General features: G+C 35.1%; 18 protein-coding genes. 12 read left to right on the forward strand and 6 right to left on the reverse strand.

Annotated elements, in window-relative coordinates:
• The first annotated feature begins 76 nt into the window (after positions 1-76).
• Positions 77-925: a MerR family DNA-binding transcriptional regulator gene (locus NSS97_RS04640; protein WP_107887898.1), complete on the forward strand. Its 849-nt coding sequence runs from the start codon at positions 77-79 to the stop codon at positions 923-925.
• A gap of 143 nt (positions 926-1068) precedes the next feature.
• On the opposite strand, the gene NSS97_RS04645 is transcribed toward NSS97_RS04640, so the two are convergent.
• Complete coding sequence (locus NSS97_RS04645) at positions 1069-1539, reverse strand: hypothetical protein (RefSeq protein ID WP_002030036.1); 471 nt, start codon at positions 1537-1539, stop codon at positions 1069-1071.
• Positions 1540-1772: 233 nt separating this feature from the next.
• On the opposite strand from NSS97_RS04645, the gene NSS97_RS04650 reads away from it, so the two are divergent.
• Positions 1773-3251 carry a SulP family inorganic anion transporter gene (locus NSS97_RS04650; protein ID WP_044444673.1) on the forward strand — a complete coding sequence of 493 codons (1479 nt, stop codon included), beginning with the start codon at positions 1773-1775 and terminating at the stop codon, positions 3249-3251.
• A 234-nt stretch (positions 3252-3485) separates the two neighbouring features.
• Entirely contained in the window at positions 3486-3857 is a 372-nt protein-coding gene (locus NSS97_RS04655) for a hypothetical protein (RefSeq protein WP_002125538.1), read from the forward strand.
• A gap of 70 nt (positions 3858-3927) precedes the next feature.
• Here NSS97_RS04655 and NSS97_RS04660 read toward each other — a convergent pair whose 3' ends face one another.
• Both NSS97_RS04660 and secA2 read right to left on the reverse strand, forming a co-directional pair.
• A complete protein-coding gene (locus NSS97_RS04660; RefSeq protein ID WP_341111724.1) occupies positions 3928-4809 on the reverse strand; it encodes an accessory Sec system S-layer assembly protein in 882 nt (293 codons plus the stop codon).
• A gap of 11 nt (positions 4810-4820) precedes the next feature.
• The gene (gene secA2 / locus NSS97_RS04665; protein ID WP_107887900.1) at positions 4821-7190 is read right to left on the reverse strand and encodes an accessory Sec system translocase SecA2; all 2370 of its coding nucleotides are present in this window, start codon (positions 7188-7190) and stop codon (positions 4821-4823) included.
• Between the two features lie 269 nt (positions 7191-7459).
• On the opposite strand from secA2, the gene NSS97_RS04670 reads away from it, so the two are divergent.
• The 4 genes from NSS97_RS04670 (at position 7460) to NSS97_RS04685 (ending at position 16759) form a co-directional block, all read left to right on the forward strand.
• A complete protein-coding gene (locus tag NSS97_RS04670) occupies positions 7460-8980 on the forward strand; it encodes a putative polysaccharide biosynthesis protein (RefSeq protein ID WP_044444675.1) in 1521 nt (506 codons plus the stop codon).
• 165 nt (positions 8981-9145) lie between these two features.
• Positions 9146-10246, forward strand: coding sequence for a polysaccharide pyruvyl transferase CsaB (gene csaB / locus NSS97_RS04675; RefSeq protein ID WP_107887901.1), 1101 nt, complete (start codon positions 9146-9148; stop codon positions 10244-10246).
• Positions 10247-10973: 727 nt separating this feature from the next.
• Positions 10974-13424, forward strand: a complete 2451-nt coding sequence (locus NSS97_RS04680; protein WP_044438488.1) for an S-layer homology domain-containing protein — start codon at positions 10974-10976, stop codon at positions 13422-13424.
• A 710-nt stretch (positions 13425-14134) separates the two neighbouring features.
• Complete coding sequence (locus NSS97_RS04685; RefSeq protein WP_341111728.1) at positions 14135-16759, forward strand: S-layer homology domain-containing protein; 2625 nt, start codon at positions 14135-14137, stop codon at positions 16757-16759.
• Between the two features lie 104 nt (positions 16760-16863).
• Here the strand turns inward: NSS97_RS04685 and patB1 are convergent, their stop codons facing one another.
• Both patB1 and NSS97_RS04695 read right to left on the reverse strand, forming a co-directional pair.
• Positions 16864-18054, reverse strand: coding sequence for a secondary cell wall polysaccharide O-acetyltransferase PatB1 (gene patB1 / locus NSS97_RS04690; protein WP_107887903.1), 1191 nt, complete (start codon positions 18052-18054; stop codon positions 16864-16866).
• 111 nt (positions 18055-18165) lie between these two features.
• Positions 18166-19581, reverse strand: a complete 1416-nt coding sequence (locus NSS97_RS04695) for an MBOAT family O-acyltransferase (protein ID WP_107887904.1) — start codon at positions 19579-19581, stop codon at positions 18166-18168.
• Between the two features lie 226 nt (positions 19582-19807).
• Between NSS97_RS04695 and NSS97_RS04700 the strand changes: the two genes are divergently transcribed.
• Positions 19808-21265, forward strand: a complete 1458-nt coding sequence (locus NSS97_RS04700; RefSeq protein WP_107887905.1) for an MBOAT family O-acyltransferase — start codon at positions 19808-19810, stop codon at positions 21263-21265.
• 9 nt (positions 21266-21274) lie between these two features.
• Complete coding sequence (locus NSS97_RS04705; RefSeq protein WP_016101731.1) at positions 21275-22306, forward strand: hypothetical protein; 1032 nt, start codon at positions 21275-21277, stop codon at positions 22304-22306.
• Between the two features lie 165 nt (positions 22307-22471).
• Here the strand turns inward: NSS97_RS04705 and NSS97_RS04710 are convergent, their stop codons facing one another.
• Positions 22472-23866, reverse strand: a complete 1395-nt coding sequence (locus NSS97_RS04710; RefSeq protein ID WP_107887906.1) for an O-antigen ligase family protein — start codon at positions 23864-23866, stop codon at positions 22472-22474.
• Positions 23867-24197: 331 nt separating this feature from the next.
• Between NSS97_RS04710 and NSS97_RS04715 the strand changes: the two genes are divergently transcribed.
• From NSS97_RS04715 to NSS97_RS04725, 3 genes are all read left to right on the forward strand, one after another.
• The gene (locus tag NSS97_RS04715) at positions 24198-24986 is read left to right on the forward strand and encodes an enoyl-CoA hydratase (protein WP_002010905.1); all 789 of its coding nucleotides are present in this window, start codon (positions 24198-24200) and stop codon (positions 24984-24986) included.
• 137 nt (positions 24987-25123) lie between these two features.
• Positions 25124-25444, forward strand: coding sequence for a hypothetical protein (locus tag NSS97_RS04720; RefSeq protein ID WP_002010902.1), 321 nt, complete (start codon positions 25124-25126; stop codon positions 25442-25444).
• 17 nt (positions 25445-25461) lie between these two features.
• On the forward strand, positions 25462-25788 hold the full coding sequence (locus tag NSS97_RS04725; protein WP_002125566.1) for a nucleoside triphosphate pyrophosphohydrolase: 327 nt from the start codon (positions 25462-25464) through the stop codon (positions 25786-25788).
• Positions 25789-25803: the final 15 nt, after the last annotated feature.

The raw sequence follows: 25803 nt of genomic DNA on the forward strand, positions 1-25803 counted from the left end.
TGTATACTCCCTTTATTAATGTAAATGACTTATTATAAATAGTAAGGTCTCCTCTAAGGGGAGAGTCAATAGTTGCATGCGAAAAAATAAAAAGGAAGAGATTCAGGTGAAAACATTATTTTCTATTGGAGAAGTTGCAAAAATAAAGGATATTACGATAAAAGCGTTAAGGTACTATCATAAGATGGGGATTCTTATTCCAACATATGTTGATGAATCAACAGGATATAGATATTATTCTATAGATCAATTCATTCACATTGATATTATAAAAAGCTGTAGAGAGTTGAATACCAGTATAGTAGAACTTCAAGAGATTTTTAAGGAATGTGATATGGATAAATTGCTGCAATTTTTGCAATTAAAGAGAGCGGAAGCGGAAGAGCATATAAAGAAAATGAAAGAGGTAATTGAAACGATTGATGGGTTAAATGCGAAAGTAGGGAGTTCACAGGAAATATTAAAAGGTGATGAAGTGTGTATTCAGTTCTTTGAACAGCGGAATGTGATTGTAGCACCTTGTAAAGAAGTGGGGAGTTTACAGGAGTTACTGTATTATTCCGATTTAGAGAAGATCGTGCAAGATTATGAAGAGAAAATGGCAATGGAAATGGGGATTCTCTACAATGTAAATGAAAATTGGGATGTAGAGCCGAAGTATGTTTTTAATAAAGTACGAGATGATGTACATATGGAAAAGATGCAAAATATAAAAGTATTACCGGGCGGGAAATATATAACATTAGCGTATAGTAAAGAAAATGAGGAAGAACGTCGAAATACCATAATTAAATACATAAAAGAAAATAATATAGAAGTGGAGAGTTTTATTGAAGTGGAGTTAGTTAGTGATATTTTTAATACGGAGACGTATAGTTGTCAAATTCAAATTTTTATAGGGGATAGTGAGAATAAGAAGTTTTGATGCCATAATTTAATGGATGGAACTGTTCCAAAAGCCTAATTCCTAAATATATCGACTTAACTGCAAAATACGACAATAATAACCTGCCTATTAATAAGAGAGGCCGTCCCAAAAAACTTTTGGGACGGCCTCATTGGATCGTATTATTTGCGTGAGAAACCTTCTTCATCAAGGTATTCCGCAGCTTCTGGATAAGAGTTGAATGTACCGTCTAAGTTTACGCCAGCGTAAACGTTCCACATGTCATCCTCTTGAATAAGAGTTAGGATATGACCGTCTTCGTTCTTCCATTCCTCTTCGGCAGCAGGTTCTATTGGTGCTACAATTTCCTCTTGCTCCTGTGATAGACGTTCAATTACTTTTTCAATTAATGAACGCAGTTCTTCTTCTGAAAACTCGCGGATGTTAATCATGCCTTTATCATCTGTTCTATAACCTTTAATGAAGTTTGCATATACAAATCCGTTTCCATTTGGGTGTAAATGATATACAACGTTCTTTTTATCTAAACGACTTTCTTCAAAGTGAAAGTTTACGCGTTTTAATGATACGTTCTTTCTTTCTAATTCCGGGAAAGATTCAATAATCGATAATTTTTCTTCAAAAGTTAGCATAGTGCCTCCAAGTATATAGTAAAAGATTTAATTTGTTCATTATAGCATAGTCAAGTTTGTTTCCAAAGGTAGATTCGTCATATTGCTGTTTTTTAGTTTGACTTGGGAAGGCTATTTATCAATGTAGACGCTTACTTCACGAGACTGTAAAGAGTTTTTTATAAATACGCTAACGAATGATTTGTTTTAGATGTACAATGGAACATGGACTTTATAAGAAGGTGGTTATTTATATGTTTCAAAAAATAGCAAAGGAATGTTTAGCAGGGTTTACTGTTGCGATTGTTGCCTTGCCGCTAGCGATTGCATTTGGTATTGCTGCAACGGGAACGTCTGAGGGAGCACTTGTCGGATTGTATGGTGCAATTTTTGCAGGTTTGTTTGCGGCGTTATTTGGCGGTACACCGGGGCAAGTAACGGGTCCTACTGGGCCGATTACAGTAATTGCAACGGGCGTTATTGCAACTCACGGATTAGAAGCAAGTTTTATTGCATTTATGATGGCAGGGTTATTTCAAATTTTATTTGGTGTATGTAAGCTCGGCTCTTACGTTCGTTACATTCCGTATCCTGTTGTTTCAGGGTTTATGAATGGGATTGCACTCATTATTATTTTAGGCGAAATGAAGCACGTACAAAATAGCTTTCTGCTTGTGTTATTAACGATCATTGTAATGATTGTTTCTGGAAAATGGATTAAGGCCATTCCATCAAGTTTAGTAGCATTAGTAGGTGTTACAGTAACGTTGCCGTTATTTTCTTCTATGCTACAAGGAATTACGGTAAACTTACCAGTTGTAGGAACTCTTTCTTTAAATAAGATGATTGAAAAAATAGGTGCAATTCCAGAGGCGATGCCATCTCTTCACGTACCGAATTTAGACGCAAATGGCATGTTAGCACTTGTATTACCAGCACTTAGTATTGCTTTACTAGGATCAATTGACTCGTTATTAACGTCTGTCGTAATGGATAATGTGACGGGGACACGTCATAAAAGTAATAAAGAGTTAATCGGACAAGGTATTGGCAATATTGCGAGTGGTTTGTTCGGTGGATTAGCAGGAGCAGGTGCAACTGTTAGATCTATCGTCAATATAAGAAGCGGGGGGAAGACGGCACTGTCGGCTTGTATGCATAGTGTCATATTATTTATTTTCATTATGGGACTCGGTTCAGTGGTACAATATATTCCGCTTGCGGTATTATCAGGTATTTTAATTTTAACTGGCATCGGGATGTTTGATTGGGAAAGCATGAAGAAAGCACATGTAGCACCAAGAGGTGATGTGATTGTTATGTTCGTGACGATGGTTGTGACAGTGAAATTCGATTTAATGGTTGCTGTTGCGTTTGGCATTATTCTTTCCTTCATTATATACATGGTGAAGTGTAAAGAACGTAAAGCTTCTATTATAAAAGAAAAAGAAGCGACGTATACGATTCAGGGACCACTTTCATTTCTATCAGTAGATCGTATTTTTGCTTCTTTACAAGATGTGAAGTCACCAGTTAGTTTGCGTATGAAAGATGTACATTATATGGATGTATCAGGAGCTATGGCGTTATTAAACTTTGTTGAGCAATCGGATAAAGCAGGAGTGCGTGTGACACTTGAACATGTACATCCGCATGTTGAAAAGACGATAGTAATGATGGCGAATGATGAGCAAAAAGAGAAGCTGCAGTTTTTAAAAGTTAAGGCAATATAACAATAAGAACCTTCACATGAATTGCGTTATAGAGTGTGAAGGTTCTTGTTATTTGTATATGTGCTTACTATGTATAAAATCATTATATCTAAATGTTATACGTCTGTTGACAATTGATTTTCTACACAGTATAGTAACATCTTAGATTAGCAATGTGCTATTATAAGAAGGTATATGAATTTTGAGATTCCTTTATATTCAGAAGGAAGAGCTTTAAGCTGGAGGGAATATTTGATGTACAAACAGTTACCACATGGAGTGAAGATCGGGATTACACGATCAATTGTTGTTTCTTTTGAGAGATATATGAAAGAAATTGAATGGAATGAAGAAAAATTTGATATGCAGCAATTTGTTGAACAGTGGAAACAATATTTATACACAAAATCAACTTGGATTAATAAAGTTGATGACGAGTTGAAAGGACATCCAGATTTCCATCAAGCATTAGCGATGAAAGTAAATGAAAAAATTAATGAGCTTATTAGTGAGCAGCCGAGCGAAGAACAATTAGAGCTGTTAAACAAGAGCGAAGTAAAGCATGTAGATGAAATGTGTAAACTAGAAGCTGAGTATCATATTGAACGTTTATTAGTAACGAAGTAGATTTTACATAAAAAATAGAGCCTATCCTAAAGGTGTGATGACCATCTTTTAGGATAGGCTTTTTTGTATATTAGTCTTGTGGTACAAATGCTTTCCAGCTAGATAAATCCATATTTTGTTTCAAGACGGATGAAGCAGGGAAAACAAATGACCACGGTTTTGTAGTATTCGCTTTAATTTCAAGATTCGGTAACGTGAAAGCACCTTTAACAACGACTTCTCCAGAAGCATCTTCAATATGAAGAGGAAGTTGTTCTAGTTGAATGTTATCTTTACAGCCGTTACGAATTAGAAGTGTTGTATGTAAATCGCCGTTCTCTTTCAGTGCGGCTTGTAAACCTAGGAAGTTAATTTCACCTTCATTTGGAGGTGTTAAATTGTCTACAAAATTACGTAAAGCATCTTTGCTTGCTTCAGGTAACTGAGATTTCCAAGATGGATCTAAATCTAGTTGATGCTTACTTTCAAGTTCGAAAGCTAATTCCCAATCTGATTGAGATAGTTCAGCTTCCGTTATTGTTTCTTGCTCAAATGTAAATACGAAAGGCATATTCACGTTTTCAGGAATATCGCCAAGTGCAGATAGGTTAAATGTTTTACGTGCGCACAGCTTTTTATCTTTGTTTAATAGGAGTAATGTAACTTCTTCGAAAGAAATTGGTTTTGGGACACTGCTGCGAATGAATGCAGCTACATCGTATGCGCCATCACGTTTTTCAATTTCAATTCCTGATAAAGAAATTTGATATTCTTGTAAACGTGGTAATTCTTTATGTAAAAATTGATAAATGTATTTTTGTTCTGGTGCTACGTCACCCCAGCTAGGATGGAAGTAAAGAACTGGCTTTACCGTTTTATTTTGAGAAGTAGTTTCTTCTTGTCCAAATAATTGATTACTAGAAACAGTAGTATCTTTTCCTTTTTTCTTTGCCTTTTTCAGGAATGATAACATAAATTTTCACCTCATGATTGTACGTTTTCTGGAACTGCTAAATGTCTCGCGATATATCGGCACATTTCTTTTTCAAAATTACCGTAAGTGTATAAGAAAATATCCAAACCTTCTTTTTGGTAAAGGCGAGTTGGATCTTCTTGTTGATATTGTCTTAAGCCAATACCTTCTTTCAAGTGAGTCATTGCATCTAAGTGATTTACCCAGTTTTGATCTAGGAAGTGTAAACCAACGTAGCGCAGTGATTGTTGTAAATCCACATGGTCATTTAATTCTTGTACACGTTCGATATAACTAGAAATTGTATCTTTTAAAACGATTTGTAAATCCTCAGGCGAATGTACGTCGTTCGCAGATAATGGCGGCAAAGTTTCAACCGCTAAAACTTCTTTAATAGATGCTGTTAAACTAGTGAAATCCCATTCTTCAGGAAGCATTCCTTCGAAAAGGTGCTGCTTAGCAATTGCATCCACAGAGTGTTCAATCATTGGAATAACAAGTTCTATCATATTTGTTTCTTCTTTTAGAAGGTTGTTACGTAGTGTGTATATAACATTACGTTGATCATTAATTACGTCATCTAATTTTAAATTATATTCACGCATTGAGAAATGACCACCTTCACAAATTAATTGTGTACGGTTAATGAAATCATGAACTTTAGGTGTATTAATAAGTCCCGTTTTGTCAGGTTTCAGTGATTTTTCCAACTTTTCTACTTCTTCGTGAGCGAAGCGCTTTAGCATCTCATCTTCTAAAGATAGGAAAAATTGAGAGCTTCCCGGATCACCTTGGCGACCAGCTCGTCCTTTAAGCTGGTTATCAACGCGGCGAGATTCATGACGTTCTGTTCCAATTACATGTAATCCACCAAGGGCGTGGACACCTTCTCCTAGTAAAATATCAGTACCTCGGCCTGCCATATTTGTAGCGATTGTAATTTGACCTTTTTGCCCAGCAGTTGCAATTAAGTCTGCTTCTTGCTCTGCACTTTTAGCGTTTAATAATTGATACTTTATGTTTGCTTCATCTAAATAACGAGCAACAGTTTCAGATTGCAAGATAGACATCGTCCCAATTAAAATAGGGCGCCCTTGCTTATGCTGTTTTAGAACTTCTTCACGCACAGCTTTATATTTATCATCAGCTGTTACATATACTACGTCATTTTTATCTTCACGAAGAATAGGACGGTTCGTTGGAATTGGAATAACTTCCATATTATATACACGGTTGAATTCTTTTTCTTCCGTTTTTGCGGTACCTGTCATACCTGATAATGCCGGATACATACGGAAGAAGTTTTGAATTGTAATAGAAGCTTGTGTTTGGTTTTCTTCTGTAATTTCTAAACCTTCTTTTGCTTCTAGTGCTTGATGTAAGCCGTCACTTAAAGAGCGACCATCCATAACACGTCCTGTGAAAATATCTACAAGTAGTATTTTTTCATCATGCACAATATAGTCAACGTCAAGCTGGAAAGCGACATTGGCACGTAATGATTGAATCATATAATGGTATAGAGTTTGATGCTCTAAATCATATAAGTTATCGATGTCAAATAAATCTTCTATTTTTGTAATACCGTCTTCTGTAAAACTAGCTGATTTCGATTCTGCATCATATGTATAGTGAAGGGTATCTTGGAATGATTTAATAACTTTTGCACATAAATAATGCAAATCAGAGCTACCTGATTTCTTCCCAGCAATGATAAGTGGCGTTTTCGCCTCATCAATTAAAACGCTATCAATCTCATCGATAATAGCAAAGTGATAGGGGCGCTGAACTTGATCATTTTGTGAAGCAGCCATATTATCGCGAAGATAGTCAAAGCCAAACTCTGTTCCAATACCGTATGTAATATCAGCTTTGTACGCAAGTTTCTTTTCAGAAGGATCGATTTGAGGAATATTTAATCCAACTTGTAAGCCTAGAAATTCATGAACTTGGCCAATTAACTCTTTATCACGCTTCGCTAAGTAATCGTTTACAGTAATAACATGAACGCCTTTTCCTTCAAGGGCACGTACATATGTTGGGAGAGAGGAAACTAATGTTTTTCCTTCACCAGTTGGCATCTCTGCAATATTACCTTCTAGTAATACAAGTCCTCCGATTAACTGCACATCGTAATGGCGTAATCCAAGCACACGTTTTGCGGCTTCGCGTACAACAGCGAATGCTTCTACTTTTATGTCATCAACTGTTTTACCATCCTTAAGCATACTTTTGAATGTGACAGTTTTGTGACGTAATTCTTCGTCAGGTAAATCAGCCATTTGTTTTTCCAAATCATTAATATCTTGAACGAGTTGTTCATATTTTTTTAGCTTTCTTTTTTGAGAATCTCCTAACAATTTCTTTACCGAATTCAGCATGTTGTAAACACTCCTCTTACTGACAATAGCTACATTATAGCACATGTTTATCCTGAACAAGTAGAAGTAGTAAATTGAAGAAAATACTGGATAAAAAAATATATATATGGCACATATTATATTTAAAACATAAAAAGAAAGAGAGTATTCAATATATAAGAAATTTGGTATGATAACTAAATGAGATAAAGTGATGATTCTCAAGTTGAATGAATAATATGGATTTAATATTTTATGTAGATTATATATTGAAAGAAAAGAGATAGAAGATGAATAAAAAGTTTGTAAAAGGCGCTGCGATTTTAACCGTTACAACGTTTATATCGAAAGTAGTGGGGAGTTTTTTTCAAATTCCATTGCAAAATATAGCAGGGGATGAAGTACTTGGAATTTTTCGCCTTGTTTTTCCTGTATATATGATAGCCTTAACTTTATCAGTAGCGGGAGTCCCGCTAGCAATATCCCAGTTAATAGCTGATCTTCATGAAAAGAATGATCGTGACGGAATAGCTAAATTGTTTACGTCCGCATCTATTATCGGTGTTATATTTGGGGTGCTCGGATTTTTAATTATTATCATTGGATCGAGTGGCATTGCAAATATGCTTGGTGGGCAAGAGACGAGGCTAGCATTAATTGTTACTTCGTTTGCTTTATTAATCGCACCGTATATGGCAGTGTACCGTGGATATTTCCAAGGGTTCGGAGATATGATACCTACTGGTGTATCACAAGTAATTGAACAGTTGATACGCGTATTCTTTATGCTAACAATAGCCTATATATTTGTATATTGGAATAAAGGTAGTGATATCATAACAGGCGGAGCAATGATTGGTTCTTGTTTTGGTGTTATTACGTCACTCATATATTTGCGAATGAAATATGTGAAAAGCACGTATCGCTATAAGAGCGAAACATATTCATTACAAGATTTTAAGAAAAACGCGAAAAGTATACTCCGTGTTTCAATTCCAATTGCAATCGGAGCGTTATCGATGCCTGTTTTAAATTTAGTTGATTCTGTAACAATTCCACATGTGCTACATGAATCTTCTACAACTATTCAGGAACAATTTGGTATATATAGCCGTGGTTTTGCATTTACGCAATTAATTGTTGTATTTGCAAGTGCGATAGTATTTCCATTAATTCCATTATTAACAGCTGCTTTAACAAAAAAAGATATAGCTTTAGCTAAACTGACAGTAAAACGTACAAATGAATTTGCGCACGTTTTAACAATGCCGATAACGATATGGCTTATGGCGCTTGCAGTACCGCTTAATGTTGCATTATTTACAGATACAAAAGGAAGTGGCATGTTAGCTATTTTAATTGGTAGCTCGTATTTCACATCACTTATGGTATTATCAATAGGAATCTTGCAAGGGATTAATCGTTCGATGCAAGCAGCATGGATTGTCATCGGTGTAAGTTTTGTAAAAATTGTATTAAATATAGCGCTAGTAAACCAATTCGGTATAAATGGAGCAGCGTATAGTACTCTAATTATTTATATAATGATTTGTATCGCAAATCATATTTATATTAGAAAAGATCTTTCCTATCCAATAGCTATAGGGAAATTTTTGGCTGTGATTGGAGTATCTAGTATTTTAGGTATAGCATTATACTTTGGGTCTACATTAATCAATGTGACAGATTCCAGGATTTTAGCAATGATATATAGTGCTGTAGCGCTAAGTATAGCTTCAGTGTTATATGGCATATGTGCATTGAAACTAAACTGGATATCGAAAGAACAAATTCCATTTTTACGTAAATAAAATCGTTGATTATAGAAAATGAACAATATTATACATGGGTATGACTTGTTAGATGTTTGTGAAAGAAATCAATTTGAAGTTATCAAACCTTTCTCGGCAAGGAATGGATAACAATTTGTTTAATTACAAAAAGAGTTGATTGCGAAATGTTGGAGGAGATTAAGAGTGCGGTTAGTTTTATCAGGATATTATGGTTTTTATAATGTTGGGGACGAAGCAATTTTGCAATCAATTATTAAAGCGCTACATGAAGAGGATCCTACTCTTGAGCTTGTTGTACTTTCAAATGACCCCGACTATACAAGAAAAATATACGGTGTAGAAGCAGTAAACCGATGGGATATAAGAGCGATTTACCGAGAAATAAAGAGAAGTAATGGTTTAATTAGCGGAGGCGGAAGTCTCTTACAAGATAAGACGAGTATTAAGAGTATTTTATACTATACAGGTATTATGCGGCTTGCTCGTTTTTTGAAAAAGCCGTATTATATTTACGCCCAAGGAATCGGGCCTATCACGAAGAAGCAAAATCGTTTATTAGTGAAATGGCATGTATCAAAGGCTGAATATATATCAGTACGTGATGAAGACTCTTTTTTGTACTTAAAAGAAATTGGTATTAAGAAAGACATCGAACTTGTTCCAGATCCAGTATTAGCTTGTCAGCCAGAAGAAAAGAAATCCGATTGGCTTCAAAAACATGCGCTGCAAGGAAAGGTCGTTGCGGTTAGTGTAAGGTACTGGGATGCAAAAGAAGATTATATGAAGAAGTTAGCAGATACGCTGAAAAAGCTTAAGCAAGAGGGATACCATATTTTATTTGTACCGATGCATGGACCATTTGATCAAAATGCATCAAGGGATATCATTAATTTGATGGGAGAAGAAGCGCACATGCTCCCTTATAAAATGGATATTCATGAGAAAATCTCTATTTTATCAGAATGCTCTCTTTTAATAGGAATGAGACTGCATGCTCTTATATTATCGGCAGTTGCAAACACGCCTATGGTTGGAATTTCGTATGATCCAAAGATCGATTCGTTTTTACAACAAGTAAATCAGCCGATTATTGGGAATGTGGATGGAGACTGGACGACAGAAACATTACATAGTATGGCGATTAAACAATTAGAGCAGACAGAATATGTACAGGAAACGTTAGGACAAAGGGTAGAGGAATTGCGAGAGCAAATTTCCATAGCGTCCAAATATATTATTAATGACTTACATGCAAAAGAGTCTATAAAAAGAGGAATGGAATAGAGGCCATTCCTCTTTTTATTCAATAATTGAGTAGAAAAAAGAACAGGGATCACCTGTTCTTTTTTGCTATGTAAGTAAGAATTCGAAAGAGAAGCGTATGAAAGAAAAAATAAAATGTCGACAAAAAATACAAAAATGTAGAATAATGTCGAAAAAAATAACAGATTAAAGGTTTGGTTGTTCCGGAATAGGCATGTTTTTATCTTAAAATCTTAACATTAGCATATATGGAATATTGATATAAAGCGTTTTATACAAAAACACTTGGATAACGAGGCAGGTTTTGTTCAAAAAAATGAATTTAAGAATAATGTCGAAAGTTATAAAAACGTCGTGTCGATTAATGTCGTAATATCTTCATAATTAGATATCGAAATTGCAAACGTTTTTCTGCTATAGTTGTAAATGGTTATACAAATATTGCTCAAATGTAGTTCTGACGCATTGTTTCGTACATTTGAAATATTCTGATTTTATAATCGGGTTATTTGAATTAAAAGTCGAAAAAAGTGAACGTTAGAATTACGAAAATTCACTTTTTTGTCGAATTTAAGGATTTAAATTCGGGTAAAAACGGTGTAATATGTTTATTATTCTATATTATGGAATCATTTCTATATGTAGGATATTAACTACATTTATATTTACTAGTTTCAACATTAAATAGAATATCTATTTAAAACATTATGGAACTAGTATTACATTCCTGAAGGAGGAAATATATAAAATGGCAAAGACTAACTCTTACAAAAAATTAATCGCTGGTACAATGACAGCAGCAATGGTAGCAGGCGTTGTTTCTCCAGTAGCAGCAGCAGGAAAATCATTCCCAGACGTTCCAGCTGATCACTGGGCATTAGATTCTATTAACTACTTAGTAGAAAAAGGCGCAATTAAAGGTACAGATCAAGGTACATTCGCTCCTGAACAAGAAGTAACTCGTGCAGAAGCAGCTACAATGATGGCTATCACATTAAACTTACCAATCGAAGAGAACGCTAAACCAACTTACAAAGATGCTCAAAACCACTGGGCTTCAAAATACATCGCAGCTGTAGAAAAAGCTGGTGTAGTTGCAGGTAAAGGCGACGGCACATTCGCTCCAGATGGAAAAATCAACCGCGTTTCAATGGCAGCAATGCTTGTACCAGCTTTCAAATTAGACACTAAAGTAGCTGGTACTCCAGAAACTAAATTCGAAGATTTAAAACCTAGCTGGGGTAAAGACAAAGCTAACATCCTAGTTGAATTAGGAATTTCTGCAGGTACTACAACTACTACTTGGGAGCCTGAAAAAACTGTAACTAAAGCAGAAGCAGCTCAATTCATTGCTAAGACTGACAAGCAGTTCGGACAAAAAGCAGAAGCTAAAGTTGAGTCTATTAAAGCAATCAACGCTAAAGAGATCGAAGTTAAACTTGGCGCTACAGTGAAAGAAGAAGATGTGAAGAACGCGAAATTCACTCTTTCTCAAGGAACTAACGCAACAGCAGTTACTACAAAAATCGGTGAAGATAAAAAATCTGTAATCGTAACTTTAGATGGAGATGCAAAACTTAAAAATAAAGAAGCTTACGTTCTAACTGTTGAAGGCTTAAAAGCTGCTGATGGTAAAGAAATTCCAAAAGCATTAGAAGTTATCTTCTTTAATGACGAAGTAGCTCCAACTGTATCTACAGTATCTACTCCAGACGGAAAAGTTAAAGTAGTATTTAGTGAAAAATTAGATACAGCAAAAGCTGTAACTGTAATCGTTAATGGTCAAAAAGTAGACGGAAAAGTTGAAAATAATACTTTCACTTCTACTAACACTTTAAACCTTGAGAACGGTAAAGAATTCTCAGTTATCGTAACGGGTGCTCAAGATTTATCAGGTAACGAAATGGAAATGTACGAAGGTAAAGCTACTTACAAAGTAGAAAAAGACGTTACAGCTCCAGAAGTAAAAGAAATTAAAGTAAAAGACCTTGCTAATGGTACAGCTACATTAGAAGCTACATTTACAGAGGAACTTTCTGCACAAGGTACAGTAGTTGTAAAAAAAGGTAATACAGTAGTAAAAGAGGCTACAATTGCTCTTGATCAAGATAAAACAAAAGCGCTTGTTACAGTACCGGGTGCTCTTACAGATAAAGAAACAGCTGCAGATCTTACAGTTGAATTTGTTGGCTACAAAGATTTAGCAAACAATGTAGGTACTAAAGTATCTAAAGCAGTAAAAGTTACAAAAGATGTTGTAGCTCCTAACTTAGTTAAAGTTGTGGCAGATCAAAATAAAGAAGCTACATTTACTTTTGATAAAGATGTAACTAAACAAGACGGAAAAATTCGTGTAATCAATTTAGATACAAGCAGAGATGTAACTGGTGAAGTGACAATCGAAGCAGCAAAAGACAACAGCAAAGGTATTACATTAACATTCCCAGCAAAAGGTAACTACAAAGTAGCTGCTACAAAAGGTCTTGTAAAAGATGCAGCTGGTAATGAGTCTGCAGCATTTACTAAAGAAGTGAAAGTTGTAGAAAAAGAATCTGAAAAAGAAACAGATAAAGTAGCTCCAGCAGTAACAGGCGTGGCTTTTGATAAAGCTACAAATAAAATTACAGTAAACTTTGATAAAGAAGTAAAAGGTGGCCAAGTAGCTGAATCAGCTTCTAATGTAAACAATTACACATTAGCTGGTGCTAAATTACCAGAAGGTGCTCTAATCGTATTAGACGGTACAAATGCAGTTATTGAGTTACCATCTACATTTACTTTCGAAAAATCAGAAACAGTTAAATTTACAGTAGCTAATGTTGCAAACAAAGACGGAGTGAAAATGGGTACGAAAAACCTATTATTAAACGTTGTAGATACAAAAGCTCCTGAATTCCAGTCAGCTAAAATTACAAAAGTTGACGCTAAAGAAATTACTTTAACATTCTCTGAAGCTGTGAACGTTGATGCAACTGACTTTGTTATTGACCTAAATGGTGTAGCGTTAACAGTAGCAAAAGCTGATGACAAAGCAGCTAAAGAAGTAGTACTTAAAGTAACAGCTCCAACAGATGTTAACTTAGCAACTGGTACATTAACACTTAAAACTAAAGAACTTAAAGATAATGCAACTTTAAATACGGTTGATACAGCAGCTAACAAACTTGTTGCTTTCAAACCAGTAACAGTAGCTCGCTAATTGAAATTTATTTCAATGGAAAGAGTCCACATTATGTGGGCTCTTTTTTTATGGTCTAATTTTCATATAAAACATTCTGTGAAAAAATGATCATATTTTGAAGATTGATAGTTAGTTTATTGAGAAATAAAATGACAGCGTTTTCAAAATTAAAAAATCACCCTATTAATATGTAAATTTTTTGTAAATTAACACCTTTTTTCGTTAAAAAAACATTCGAAAAGAAGTAGAAAATGTCGAATTATAATAATTTAATTCGAATGTAGTCTGAAAATTGTATTTATTGCAAAAAACATTTAGGTGATGAAGTGGAAATATGTGCTATAATTCCAATTGTGTATTTGATATGAAAAATATACGAAGCGCGGTGATAGTAGTTTTTAGGAAAAAAGTTTGTTCATTTCTATATTTTAGTATTATTAATATCTTAATAATACAATAAAAAGACTGAATTATCAGAATGTGTCGAATCTTCTTTTGAGAAAGTTCTTGATAACGAATAGTTTTGTATAGTATGATGAACTTGTTTCAAAAAATGGTATTTAAACCTTATATTTACATTTAACGGTTTGTATCATTTTATTATGTGAACTACTTTTCGCATGATATTTTGTATTTTTATTGTTTTATGGCTTTTTAAGTAACTAGTTTTCAAATTACATATGATATGAAACTAGTAGCACATAGTCCTAAAGGAGGAAAATAATAAAATGGCAAAGACTAACTCTTACAAAAAAGTAATCGCAGGTACAATGACAGCAGCAATGGTAGCAGGAGTTGTATCTCCAGTAGCAGCAGCAGGTAAATCATTCCCGGATGTTCCAGCTGATCATTGGGCATTAGATTCTATCAACTACTTAGTAGATAAAGGTGCAATTAAAGGTAAGCCAGACGGTACATATGGCCCAGCTGAAGCAATTGATCGCGCTTCTGCAGCTGTAATTTTCACTCAAATTTTAGGATTACCAGTTGATGAAAATGCTCAGCCATCTTTCAAAGATGCTAAAAATACATGGGCTGCTAAATATATCGCAGCAGTTGAAAAAGCAGGTATCGTTAAAGGTGACGGTAAAGATAACTTCTATCCAGAAGGAAAAATCGACCGTGCTTCTTTCGCATCTATGCTAGTAGGTGCTTATAACTTAAAAGAAAAAGTAGATGGCACATTAGTTACAACATTTGATGATTTAAGAGGACATTGGGGTGAAGAAAAAGCAAACATCCTAATTAATCTTGGAATCTCTGTAGGTACTGGTGGCAAATGGGAGCCAAATAAAACTGTATCTCGTGCAGAAGCAGCTCAATTTATCGCAGTAACAGATAAAAAATTCGCAAAATCAGATAACAGTGTTGCGAAAGTAACAAACGTTACTGCTACTGAGCCAACACAATTAACCTTAACTGGTACAGGATTAAACAACCTTACTGCTGAAGATGTCATGCTTGAAGGAAATAAAGCAATCGCACTTGAAGCAAGTAAAGATGGAAAATCTGCAGTTGTAACGTTAAGCGGAAAAATCGCTCCAAATAAAGAGCTTCCTGTTAAAGTAAAAGGCGATTCATTTAATGTGAAGTATGTATACGAAGTGAAAAAATTACGCGTAGAACAACTTACATTCGATGACGATCGTGCAGACCAAGCAGTTGTTTTCAAATTAAATGAAGAAAAAGGCAACGCTGATATCGAGTATTTAGATATCGCTGGTCATGATGTGAAATTTGTTGCGAATAATTTAGATGGTACTCCAGCAAATATCTTTGAAGGTGGTACTGCAGAGTCAACAACTGGTAAACTAGCAGTTGGTATCGACGAAGGTAAATACAAAGTTGAAGTACAAGTTACAAAACGTGGCGGCATCACAATTTCAAACACTGGTATCATCGAAGTGAAAAATCTTGATGCAGAAGCAACAGCAATTAAAGATGTTGTATTTGCGGTAGATACAGATAAAGCTGGTGTAAATTATGCTAAAGCTTTAAGTGGAACTGACTTCACATTAAACAGCAAAACATTAGTTGCTGGTGAAAAAGCTGGTATCCATAAAGTTGTTGCTCAAATTAACAAAGAGAACAAAGTTGTTGATCCTAGCGCGATTATCTTAAAATCATCTAACCCAGGTGTTATCTCTGTTAAAAACGGTGAAATTAAAGCAGAAGCAGCTGGTTCTGCAACAATTACTGTTAAAGTGGGCGATGTAACAAAATCATTTGATTTCGTTGTAAAAACGGATACTCGTAAACTTACAACTGTAAAAGCTAACCCAGATCAATTAAAAGTTGTAGATGGTAAAGAATTACCAGTAACATTCGTAACAACTGACCAATACGGCGATCCATTTGGTGCGAATGAAGGTGCTATTAAAGAAGTGTTCCCACAAACAGGCGCTGTAACTGAATTAGAGGTTATTACGACAAATGAAGGTTCTATCGGTACATCTTCTATTAAAGTTAAAGGTGCGAAAGTTGGAGCTGGTACAATCCACTTCCAAAATCCAAATGCAAGTGGTGAAGGTTACGGATCACTTCATGTTGAAGTTACGAAGAGCAACATCGGTCATGAAGCTCCACGCTTAGAGCTTGTTTCTAAAGCTGGTCAAAAAGGTGAAGCTGCTGACACTACACTTGGTGCTGGAAATACAGTAAACTATCAATTATCTAATTACACTACAGAAGGCGTATATGCTGATGCAGCTGATTTAGCAGGATATGAATTAAGAGTAGGTAATGAAGGTATCGCTTCAGCGAAAATCGAAGGAAAAACATTAAAAGTAACAGGTAAAAAAGCAGGTGTTACAGATGTTATCTTAACTAAAGATGGCGCTACAGCTGGACACGCAACAATTACTGTTACACAAGAAAACATCCAAATTACATCTGTTAAATTTAAAGATGTAGAAGTTGAGCAATTCGAAAACCGCAAAGTTAATATCGACAGAGTACTAGACGTTGTGAAGAGTGATAAAGATGATGTTCTAAATGGCATCAAATTAAACATCTCAACAGAACATAAAGTACGTATCGTTGATGAAGGTACAGAGCAAGGTAAAGTTTACCTAGATCGTGACGACAATGCTACATTTGACGGTAACGATGTTGCGCTTGGTTATGTAACAGCTGTTAAATCAAATGATACAGTATCTAAAGAAGGAAACGAACTATTTAGTTTCTTAACTGACGAAACTGTTACTGAGAAAAATGACGTCTTCAAAGGTGTAACAACTGCGTTTGGAGATAAAGGTACAGTAATCTTTAAAGTTGTGAAAGACAGACTTGCACCAACTACTGAGTATGGTACAAAAGCTGTAACAATCAACGTTATTAAAGAAAACATCTAATAATTAGATTTGCAATCCCCATGTCATTATGACATGGGGATTGTTTTTGGTTTCGAAAAAAATAGGTCTCTTTAGAGGATTCTAAAGAGACCTATTTTTAATAATTATTTCTTAAACTTAAACATATCCCCGCTCAAATTCGAATCACTATACACGAACAATACCATGTTAATGTTGTTGTCTTTAATGTATTGATATACATCTTTTTCGTGATAGTGACGCAGGTCGAGGATGGATGTGTGTTTGAAGCTTTGTGCTAAGTGAGGCACGATTGCGTTTGCGAATGAGTCTTTTAGGACTAAAGCTCGTACATCATTTGGTGCATTGTTATTTTCGATGACGATTTCTGGATAGTCATTTGCATAATAACCTGCGTATGATGTTGTATCATTTTGTTTTTCTACGCCGTATAGTTCATCTAATGTGCGATATACAGTGCCATTTACATCTTTTGCGGCTACGCTCGTAAAGTTGAAACCGTCTTTCGGTGTGTAGTAGCATAGTTTTTCACCAGTTGCATCGATCAGTTGGTATAACTGGTTGTTAAAGCTTCCGACTAGATGTTTATTTGGAGCACACGTACGAGTGTAATCTTCTTTTTTTATTTCTTTTCCTTTATATATAGAAGATTGTTGCGCGATTGTGTTCATTATATATTGATAGCCTAAGAAGGCACCATCCATATTCCAGTGATGGTCTGTTTTAAAGTACATACTTTGTATTTCTTCATTTGTATAGTTTTTCTTAAAATAATCCATGAGTTTAATTGGCTTTACGTCCGCTGGAATTTTATTTAGAAAGTAATTTAAATTTTCCTGTGCATATGTGTGAATATGAGAAGGTAATTTAAATGATAAAGCATTCGTTTTGGACGGTGGTAAAGCAAAGTAAAACTCAATGTTTTGTTCTTTTAAAAACTGAGATAAGTCGTTTACAGCTGGCATAGCTTGGTCAATCTCATTATATTTTGTAGTCCAAGCAGGGTTTTTCAGAAGCCATTTATCATCAGTTAGAATAATATCGTTAATGAGAGACTTGCCCATTTTAATTTGGGTAAGTGTATAGTTTTTTATGAGATCATCTCTTCCGATTAATTGATCGTTTGTATATGTCTCAAAGTCTTTAAAGAAATTACCATTTAAGGCAGCTTCTTTTGTAAGAGCTGGTTTTTGAGCGAGCGGACGATTTTCAACGGGCGAAACTGCTCGGTCAGTTTTGAGAAGCGATAATATGCCAAATGAAAAGATAATGGTGAGAAAACCGATAAATAGGACGATGTTCCCCAATTTTTTCATAATAACTTTTCCTTCCTACATAAAGTGAAACTTTAATCAGTGGGGGTTTGGTTCGTCCCCACTGATTATCAGCCTTAACCAATCGGGCTGCCCAGAAAATAGCGGGATAAGTTAAAATCTGAAGTAAATAAATGGATTATACGTCGAATTAATTAAATACATAATCGAAACCATAAATAATGTTAGTAATAATATAGGACGTACAACTTGCATCGTGAATGTATACGTTTTTGGTGCAAGTTCTAATATGTTTTTAACACGTTTCAAAATTGGTGTCGCTGCGATAAAGGCGATGATAAATATGACAATGTATTCATGTATATATAGCATTGTGTTGTCATCGATGAAAGATTGCCTCTCTATGCCAAACATCGCTTTTAAATATTGGAACGAGTATGCGAAGTTATCAGCTCGGAAGAAGACCCAACCGATCATAACGATGATTAGTACATATGCATGTTGCAGCGGCTTCCATAGCTTATTTAATATTTTCTCGAATCCAGCTTTTTCAATCGAGATAATAAAGCCGTAATATAATCCCCAGGCGATAAATGTCCAGCTTGCTCCGTGCCATAAACCGGTTAATCCCCATACGATGAAGAGGTTACGGTAATTTGCTAGTTTGGAAACACGATTTCCGCCAAGCGGAATGTATATATAGTCGCGGAACCAAGAGCCTAGTGTAATGTGCCATCTTCTCCAAAATTCTGAAATGGATTTTGAGATGTACGGATAATTGAAGTTTTTCGGGAAATCAAATCCGAACATTTTTCCAAGTCCAATTGCCATATCAGAGTATCCAGAGAAATCGAAATAGATTTGAAGTGTATAGGCGATAATACCAATCCAAGCCGTTCCAGCGCTCATTTCAGACGGTGGTAAGGCAAAGATTTTATCTGCGACAAATCCAACTTGATTGGCGATTAACATTTTTTTCGCTAATCCTAAAACGAAAATTTGGATACCTTCTGTAAATCGTTCAAAAGAATGGATGCGCGTTTTAATTTGATCAGCAACGATATTGTAACGAACGATTGGTCCGGCAATAAGCTGCGGGAAAATTGATATATATAGTGCTAAGTTAAGTGGATTCTTTTGAACTGCGCCATCTTTACGGTATATATCGATGACGTATGACATCGCTTGGAACGTATAGAATGAAATTCCAATTGGTAGTGGAATAGGTTCCACATGAATAGATAAATGTAAAGTTTGATTCAAAATATCTGTGAAAAAGGAAATATATTTAAAATAAGAAAGTAATAAAATATTCCCGACCACAGCCATAATTAAAAATGTGACTTTCATATTTTTTCGTTTATCATAATGATGCACGAGTAGGCCGAAGCAGTAGTTTAATATAATAGAAAAGAGCATTAAGAGGACGAATCGAGGTTCTCCCCATGCATAGAAAATTAAACTAAATGCAAGTAATACGAAATTACGTAGCTCGGCACGCACTATAAAATAGAAAAATAATACGAGAGGTAAAAAGATAAATAAGAAAACAGAACTACTAAATACCAAAGGACTCTCCTCACTTTTTTCAAAATACATTTCGTGCAAAAAACCGACATTTCTATTATATATTCTTTTAAATAAAAGTGCCTTTAATATTTTATCATGTTAATAATTCGATTGAAATGATTATCCTATATAATAGAAGAAAAGGGGAGCGGAATCCTTTTGACACTCACTATTTGGATAAGATAAGATGAATAAGGTGTGATTTGTTTAGAAGGGAAGAGATGGTGTGTTATTTAACTCATTTGAGTTTATTTTTTTATTTTTACCGATAGCATTTCTTTTATATTTTCTATTAAATAAATTTGGACATGCTACATTAGCGAAAGCTTGGCTCGTTGCGGCCTCTTTATTTTTCTATAGTTATTGGAATGTGAAATATTTACCGCTTATGTTAGTGTCGCTCATTGTGAACTACTTTATCGGAATGAGGCTCGTAAAACATAAGAGTAAACTTCTTTTAACGGTAGGGTTAATATTTAATATAGGAATGCTTAGTTATTTCAAGTATTATGATTTTTTCTTACAAAATGTTAATGCATTAATTGGAACTCATTTTACATTATTATCATTAACGTTACCGCTCGCGATTAGTTTCTATACGTTTCAAAAGATCGCATTTTTAGTAGATACGTATCGCGGGGAAACGAAGGCATGTCATTTTCTTGATTACGCATTGTTTGTAACGTTTTTCCCGCAGCTTATTGCAGGGCCGATTGTACATCATGCGCAAATTATGCCGCAGTTTGCGGATAGTAGCAAAAAGCGCTGGCAATCGAAGTATATCGTTCTTGGTATATTTGTATTTGCAGTTGGTATTTTCAAAAAGGTAGGTATTGCAGATGTATTATCACCCCTTGTACATGAAGGGTTTGATGTGCAGCAATCATTAACATTTGTCGAAGCATGGCTTTCGTCGTTAGCGTTTACGTTCCAATTGTATTTTGATTTTAGTGGATATAGTGATATGGCAATTGGAATCGCTTTAATGTTTAATATTAAATTACCTCAAAACTTTAATTCACCGTATAAAGCAGTGAATATACAAGATTTTTGGCATCGTTGGCATATGACGCTTAGCCAGTTTTTAACGAAGTACGTATACATTTCTCTAGGAGGAAATCGAAAAGGAATTACGCGTACATACGTAAATATTATGATTGTATTTTTAATAAGTGGACTTTGGCACGGAGCTGGTTGGACATTTGTTTTTTGGGGATTCTTGCACGGTTTGGCTTCTGTTATTCATCGCTTATGGAGTAAAGCAGGAGGGCGCATGCCAGCCTTTGCTGGTTGGTTCGTTACGTTTTTCTTCATTAATATAACGTGGGTATTCTTTAGGGCAACATCTATGCATGATGCGGTGAAAGTGTTAAAAGGAATGTTCGGACTAAATGGAATCGAATTAGCAAATAGCGTATTCCCAGCATTTATAATAGAGAAGCTGCAATTTTTAAAAGAGTACGGTGTTTCATTTACAGAAGGGTACCATGTCTCTTTATTAGCTCCGAAAATGGTAGCGTATATTTTCGGAGCGTTATGTATTAGTTTCTTCTTAAAAAATTCAATTCAGTTAAAAGATTCATTCCGTCCGAATGTATGGACTGCTTTATTTACTGCAGTATTGCTCGTATATAGCGTGTTACACTTAACGAGTATTAGTGAGTTTTTATACTTTAATTTCTAGGTGGAGAATATGAAAAACAAACATTGGCTTATTTTCGTTTTTGTATGTGTTTTTGTTCCTCTGGCAGGTGTCGGGATATTTAATAGCTATATAGATTCACTTTGGTTATTCCCGCATAAAAATAAGTGGAATGATGTTCAGTACGGGTTTAACGAGAGACAACAGAAAACAAATTATATAACGTACCGTCCGTTTACATATGATGGAGTTATACTTGGAAGTAGTAGAACGACTTTTATTAACGAGAATGACTTCACCGGGTTAAACGCATTTAATTATGCGGTAAGCAGTACAGATCCGCGTGAGTATGATGCATATATTGAATATGCAAAAGAACAAAAAGGTAGTGGACTCGAGTCTATTGTACTTGGTTTAGATTTCCTTGGAACGAACAAAAATAGGGAAATTGGTTTTGATAAACCAGAAGCGTATATTAAGCAGGCGCAAAGTTTATTGTATCCGATTAAATCGTATGTAAGTATGGACGGGATTACTTATTCAAAGAATACAATTGCAAATTCCACCCATCATAGTACGAATCTTGACCGGTACAATCGAGAGAATATAAAATCGATGCGCGATTATACGAAAGAAGAACGTGATGCGCAAATAGCGGCGCAAGTAGATAAGTTTAGTAAAGAGATTTACGGCGGGAATTATGAGTATCAAAATATGAAAGAAATATTAGGAACAGTAAAGGCTCATAATCCGAACACGAAGTTTTATATTTTTACAACGCCTGTTTCAGAGCCTCTGTTCCGTACGATGATTCAATCAGGGCGATGGGAAGATTATAAAAAATGGCTTCATGACGCTGTAGATGTATTTGGAGAAGTGCACCATTTCATGTATCTTAATTCCGTTACAACGAATTTAGATAACTATATGGATGGGCATCATTTCAGACCGGAAGTTGGAAAGTTGATTGCGCATAAAGTTGTAAATGAGGAAGATAGCAACGTCCCGAAAGACTTCGGTATTGTTATTACGAAGGATAATATTGATGAGGTGTTGGAGGAGATTCGGGCGTCTTTTCAATAGGGAAAGTTTGAAAAGCTAGATCATAATGTGATCTAGTCTTTTTTTTGTAGATTGCTGCTTTGTCAAACTTTGTCGGTAAATCGATATCTTCTATAGAATCGTTAATATAATTTCATGTATTACTTTCAAAAGAAGAAGCAGCATCCAAATGGATGCTGCTTCACTTTATTCTGCCTCTAAATCAACAATTAAGTAAGCGAGTATAACGACGAAGAAAATACTAACGGACGGCGCTGTTAATACGTGACCGGACATAAAGCCGATTCCGAGTGATAGTACAACGGTGCTAGCTAATAGCATATATTTCACAGTTAATATTTTCTTAAAGTTTGTTATGATGCTGAGTAATAATTTAATACCGAAGTAAAGGAATGGTATGAAGTAAATAAGAGAACCGATGATTCCGAATGCAAAGAATATGTCATGGAAGTCCATTTCGATTAATTTAATTTTAACCGTATAGTTACCAGCATAGCCCATTCCGAATAATTTTTGTGATAGTGGTGCGTCTTTATAGTATTGTTTGTATACTTTTAAAAACTTATCGCGATCACTGTAAATTAAACTTTTGACCTCAGAGTCTGTTAGCTCACCTTTTGCATGTTTTTTCTCTGCGTCAGGATCTTCTTTAATTATTTTTCCTTCTTTTCTATCCTTTTCTTCTTGTACTGATTTTTTGTATTCGTATATTTGCATGTGGATGCCCATATTTTTTGCGATAGGAGTATGCGGTGTAAGGGCAATTAAACCTCCTAAGACAATAGCGGCAATAACTGTATTTACGAGATATGTGAATCCTTTTCCTTCTTTTTTGCGATGAACCATATATTCAATGAATGAGAATAAAAGTGCCACGCCAAGCGTTAGAACAATTGCACCATATCCTACTTTTGTTCCGACCATAATACTTGCATACATCGCAAGTATTGTTGGAATCCAGTAATAGATTTTCGAGAAAGAAGTTGTTTTATGAATCGAATAGAGCACTACGATTGGAAACATAATTGCAAAAATAGAACTTAAATCATTTCCAGCAAAGAACCAACCTCTTGAACCGATCTTTGAGTGAGGGTAGCTTGGGAAATCTGTACCAGTTTGCATTGCAACAATTAGTGTGATGCTTAAAATTAAAGTTGCATATAAGAAATATGTAATGATTTTATGAAATGCATATTCTTTATTTTTTAACTCTTTAAAGACGATAATATATCCAAACAGTAGCACAATTGGATATATGCTCTTTAAAATAAATTTCACTTCTTCGCCAAATGAAACTGGAGATTTAATCATTATATTATTTGCAAGACCAATTGCTAGTACGATACCGAGTAGGCATAAATAGAGAATGTACTTTTTCGCTCCATGTTGATTTCTATGAAGAAGTAGATAACCTAATGCAAGAAGCATAAAGGCGAAACGGACTACGATTCCAACTGTTGCGCTCATGTGTAATACATAGATTGAAAAAGACGTTAATAAATCTAAAATTGGTTGAAACACAATGAATAGCAATAGGAAATGCGGGAAGTAGTTATCCGTTTGTTTCAACTTATTAACCATATGTTCCTCCATTTCTTCATTCCTTTATTTCAACACCCAAGAGATGGGTATAAAAGCCTTTTTTTGGCATAGTAAGGTGAATGAATTTCAATGTTTGTTTTTTTGCATCAAACTTAAGAATACACCATTTTATTGCAATGGTAAATAGACGAAAAGCAATGATAAACCGACTTTAATTTCTATATTTTTTAACGGAATTGTATGTTTTATACAGAGCTATATACAAATTACGAGAATATTAGACAGAAAATTAAGAAAAAAGAAGGGTTTTTGACATGTTTTCTATAATTATAGAAGTATAATCTTTATGTAGAAAAGAGGGGTATATATAATGGAAGTAACAAGTAAAACAGAATCTGTTGTTGTGAAATATGAAGGGCGCGTAGCAACGGTTATGGTCAATCGCCCAGAGGTTTTAAATGCATTAGATGAACCAACGTTAAAAGAGTTATTACAAAAGTTGAAAGAAGTGGCGGAAAGTTCTGTTCACGTTGTTGTGTTATGCGGAAGTGGCCGTGGTTTTTCTGCGGGTGGAGATATTAAATCGATGCTTTCAAGTAATGATGAAAGTAAGTTTGAAGGCATCATGAATACAATTTCTGAAATCGTTGTGACGTTATATACGATGCCAAAGCTTGTTATTAGTGCAATTCATGGGCCGACTGCTGGACTTGGATTAAGTATTGCATTAACAGCTGATTATGTCATGGCAGATATATCATCAGTTATTGCGATGAACTTTATTGGAATCGCTTTAATTCCAGATGGTGGCGGCCATTTCTTCCTTCAAAAGCGCGTCGGTGAAAATATGACGAAGAAAATCATTTGGGAAGGGAAGAAATTATCAGCGACAGAAGCGTTAGATATTGGTTTAATTGACGAAGTAATCGGTGAGGATTTCCAAACGGCTGTGAAGCAAAAAATTAATGAATGGTTACAAAAACCAATCAAGGCGATGATTCAAACGAAACAAATTTTATGTGAAGTGAATCGTTCTAATTTAGAACAAACGCTTCAGCTCGAAAAGCGTGGTCAATATGCGATGAGACAAACAGCGGACCATAAAGAAGGTATTGCTGCTTTTCTAGAAAAACGTTTACCAGCATTTAAAGGGGAATAAAGTGAAACTTTAATCCGTGGGGATTTGTTTATCCCCCGTGGATTATTAGTCTTACTGCCCGTTAATTCGAGATAAAGGGAAGAAAGTGCTAACACATTTTAGTATAATTGTGTTAGCACTTTTTTTAGGAGTAATAAATGAAGAAAATTATCGGTGTTATCGTTATTATTTTACTAACATATTATGCTTTGCATAGTACACCATCTCTTGCGGTACGGACTGCATTATTCTTTGAGGGACATCCAACTGTTGCTTTCTCTGGTGAAGTGAAGAAAGAACGGGATGTGAAAAAAGAGGCGATTCCTGATGAGTACCAAACCTTATACGGCGATAAGAAAGAAGAACCAGAGCATTACTTCTTTCCGGTAGTAAAGGCGCACGGATCAGGAATTGATATGTTAAGTGCTTGTGTGAAAAAAGAGTGGTTTTTCTATAAAGCAGAGCTTGGGTGTTATTAAAAGTGGGAGGAAAAGTGATGTCAACTTATAACAGATTAGTAAGAGATCGTGTCCCAGAGAAAATTTTGATGTCTGGAAAAACATATACAGCACAAAAATTAACAGGACAAGCTTACATACAAGCGTTAGCGAAAATTGGTACAGAAGAAATTCGTGAATTTGCTTCGATGAAAGAGCGTGAACATGCGCTAGATTCACTTGCAGATGCACTTGAAATTATTATTTCATTAGCGCGTGCAGAAGGTGCAACAATGGAAGATGTAGAGCTTATTCGTAAGCAGAAAGAAGAAGAGCGCGGCGGATTTACAAGAGGGATTTATTTGATGGACGTTTCGGAAGAATAGTTTTATCCCGCTATT

Origin of the sequence: Bacillus sp. FSL R12-0074 (genome assembly GCF_038005725.1) — a bacterium.
Lineage (GTDB): Bacteria > Bacillota > Bacilli > Bacillales > Bacillaceae_G > Bacillus_A > Bacillus_A mycoides.

Bases quoted from the DNA above. Each gene is read 5' to 3' on its own strand.
- NSS97_RS04640 (WP_107887898.1), top strand. From the start codon at position 77: ATGCGAAAAAATAAAAAGGAAGAGATTCAGGTGAAAACATTATTTTCT.
- NSS97_RS04645 (WP_002030036.1), bottom strand. From the start codon at position 1,539: ATGCTAACTTTTGAAGAAAAATTATCGATTATTGAATCTTTCCCGGAA.
- NSS97_RS04650 (WP_044444673.1), top strand. From the start codon at position 1,773: ATGTTTCAAAAAATAGCAAAGGAATGTTTAGCAGGGTTTACTGTTGCG.
- NSS97_RS04655 (WP_002125538.1), top strand. From the start codon at position 3,486: ATGTACAAACAGTTACCACATGGAGTGAAGATCGGGATTACACGATCA.
- NSS97_RS04660 (WP_341111724.1), bottom strand. From the start codon at position 4,809: ATGTTATCATTCCTGAAAAAGGCAAAGAAAAAAGGAAAAGATACTACT.
- secA2 (WP_107887900.1), bottom strand. From the start codon at position 7,190: ATGCTGAATTCGGTAAAGAAATTGTTAGGAGATTCTCAAAAAAGAAAG.
- NSS97_RS04670 (WP_044444675.1), top strand. From the start codon at position 7,460: ATGAATAAAAAGTTTGTAAAAGGCGCTGCGATTTTAACCGTTACAACG.
- NSS97_RS04680 (WP_044438488.1), top strand. From the start codon at position 10,974: ATGGCAAAGACTAACTCTTACAAAAAATTAATCGCTGGTACAATGACA.
- NSS97_RS04685 (WP_341111728.1), top strand. From the start codon at position 14,135: ATGGCAAAGACTAACTCTTACAAAAAAGTAATCGCAGGTACAATGACA.
- patB1 (WP_107887903.1), bottom strand. From the start codon at position 18,054: ATGAAAAAATTGGGGAACATCGTCCTATTTATCGGTTTTCTCACCATT.
- NSS97_RS04705 (WP_016101731.1), top strand. From the start codon at position 21,275: ATGAAAAACAAACATTGGCTTATTTTCGTTTTTGTATGTGTTTTTGTT.
- NSS97_RS04710 (WP_107887906.1), bottom strand. From the start codon at position 23,866: ATGGTTAATAAGTTGAAACAAACGGATAACTACTTCCCGCATTTCCTA.
- NSS97_RS04715 (WP_002010905.1), top strand. From the start codon at position 24,198: ATGGAAGTAACAAGTAAAACAGAATCTGTTGTTGTGAAATATGAAGGG.
- NSS97_RS04720 (WP_002010902.1), top strand. From the start codon at position 25,124: ATGAAGAAAATTATCGGTGTTATCGTTATTATTTTACTAACATATTAT.
- NSS97_RS04725 (WP_002125566.1), top strand. From the start codon at position 25,462: ATGTCAACTTATAACAGATTAGTAAGAGATCGTGTCCCAGAGAAAATT.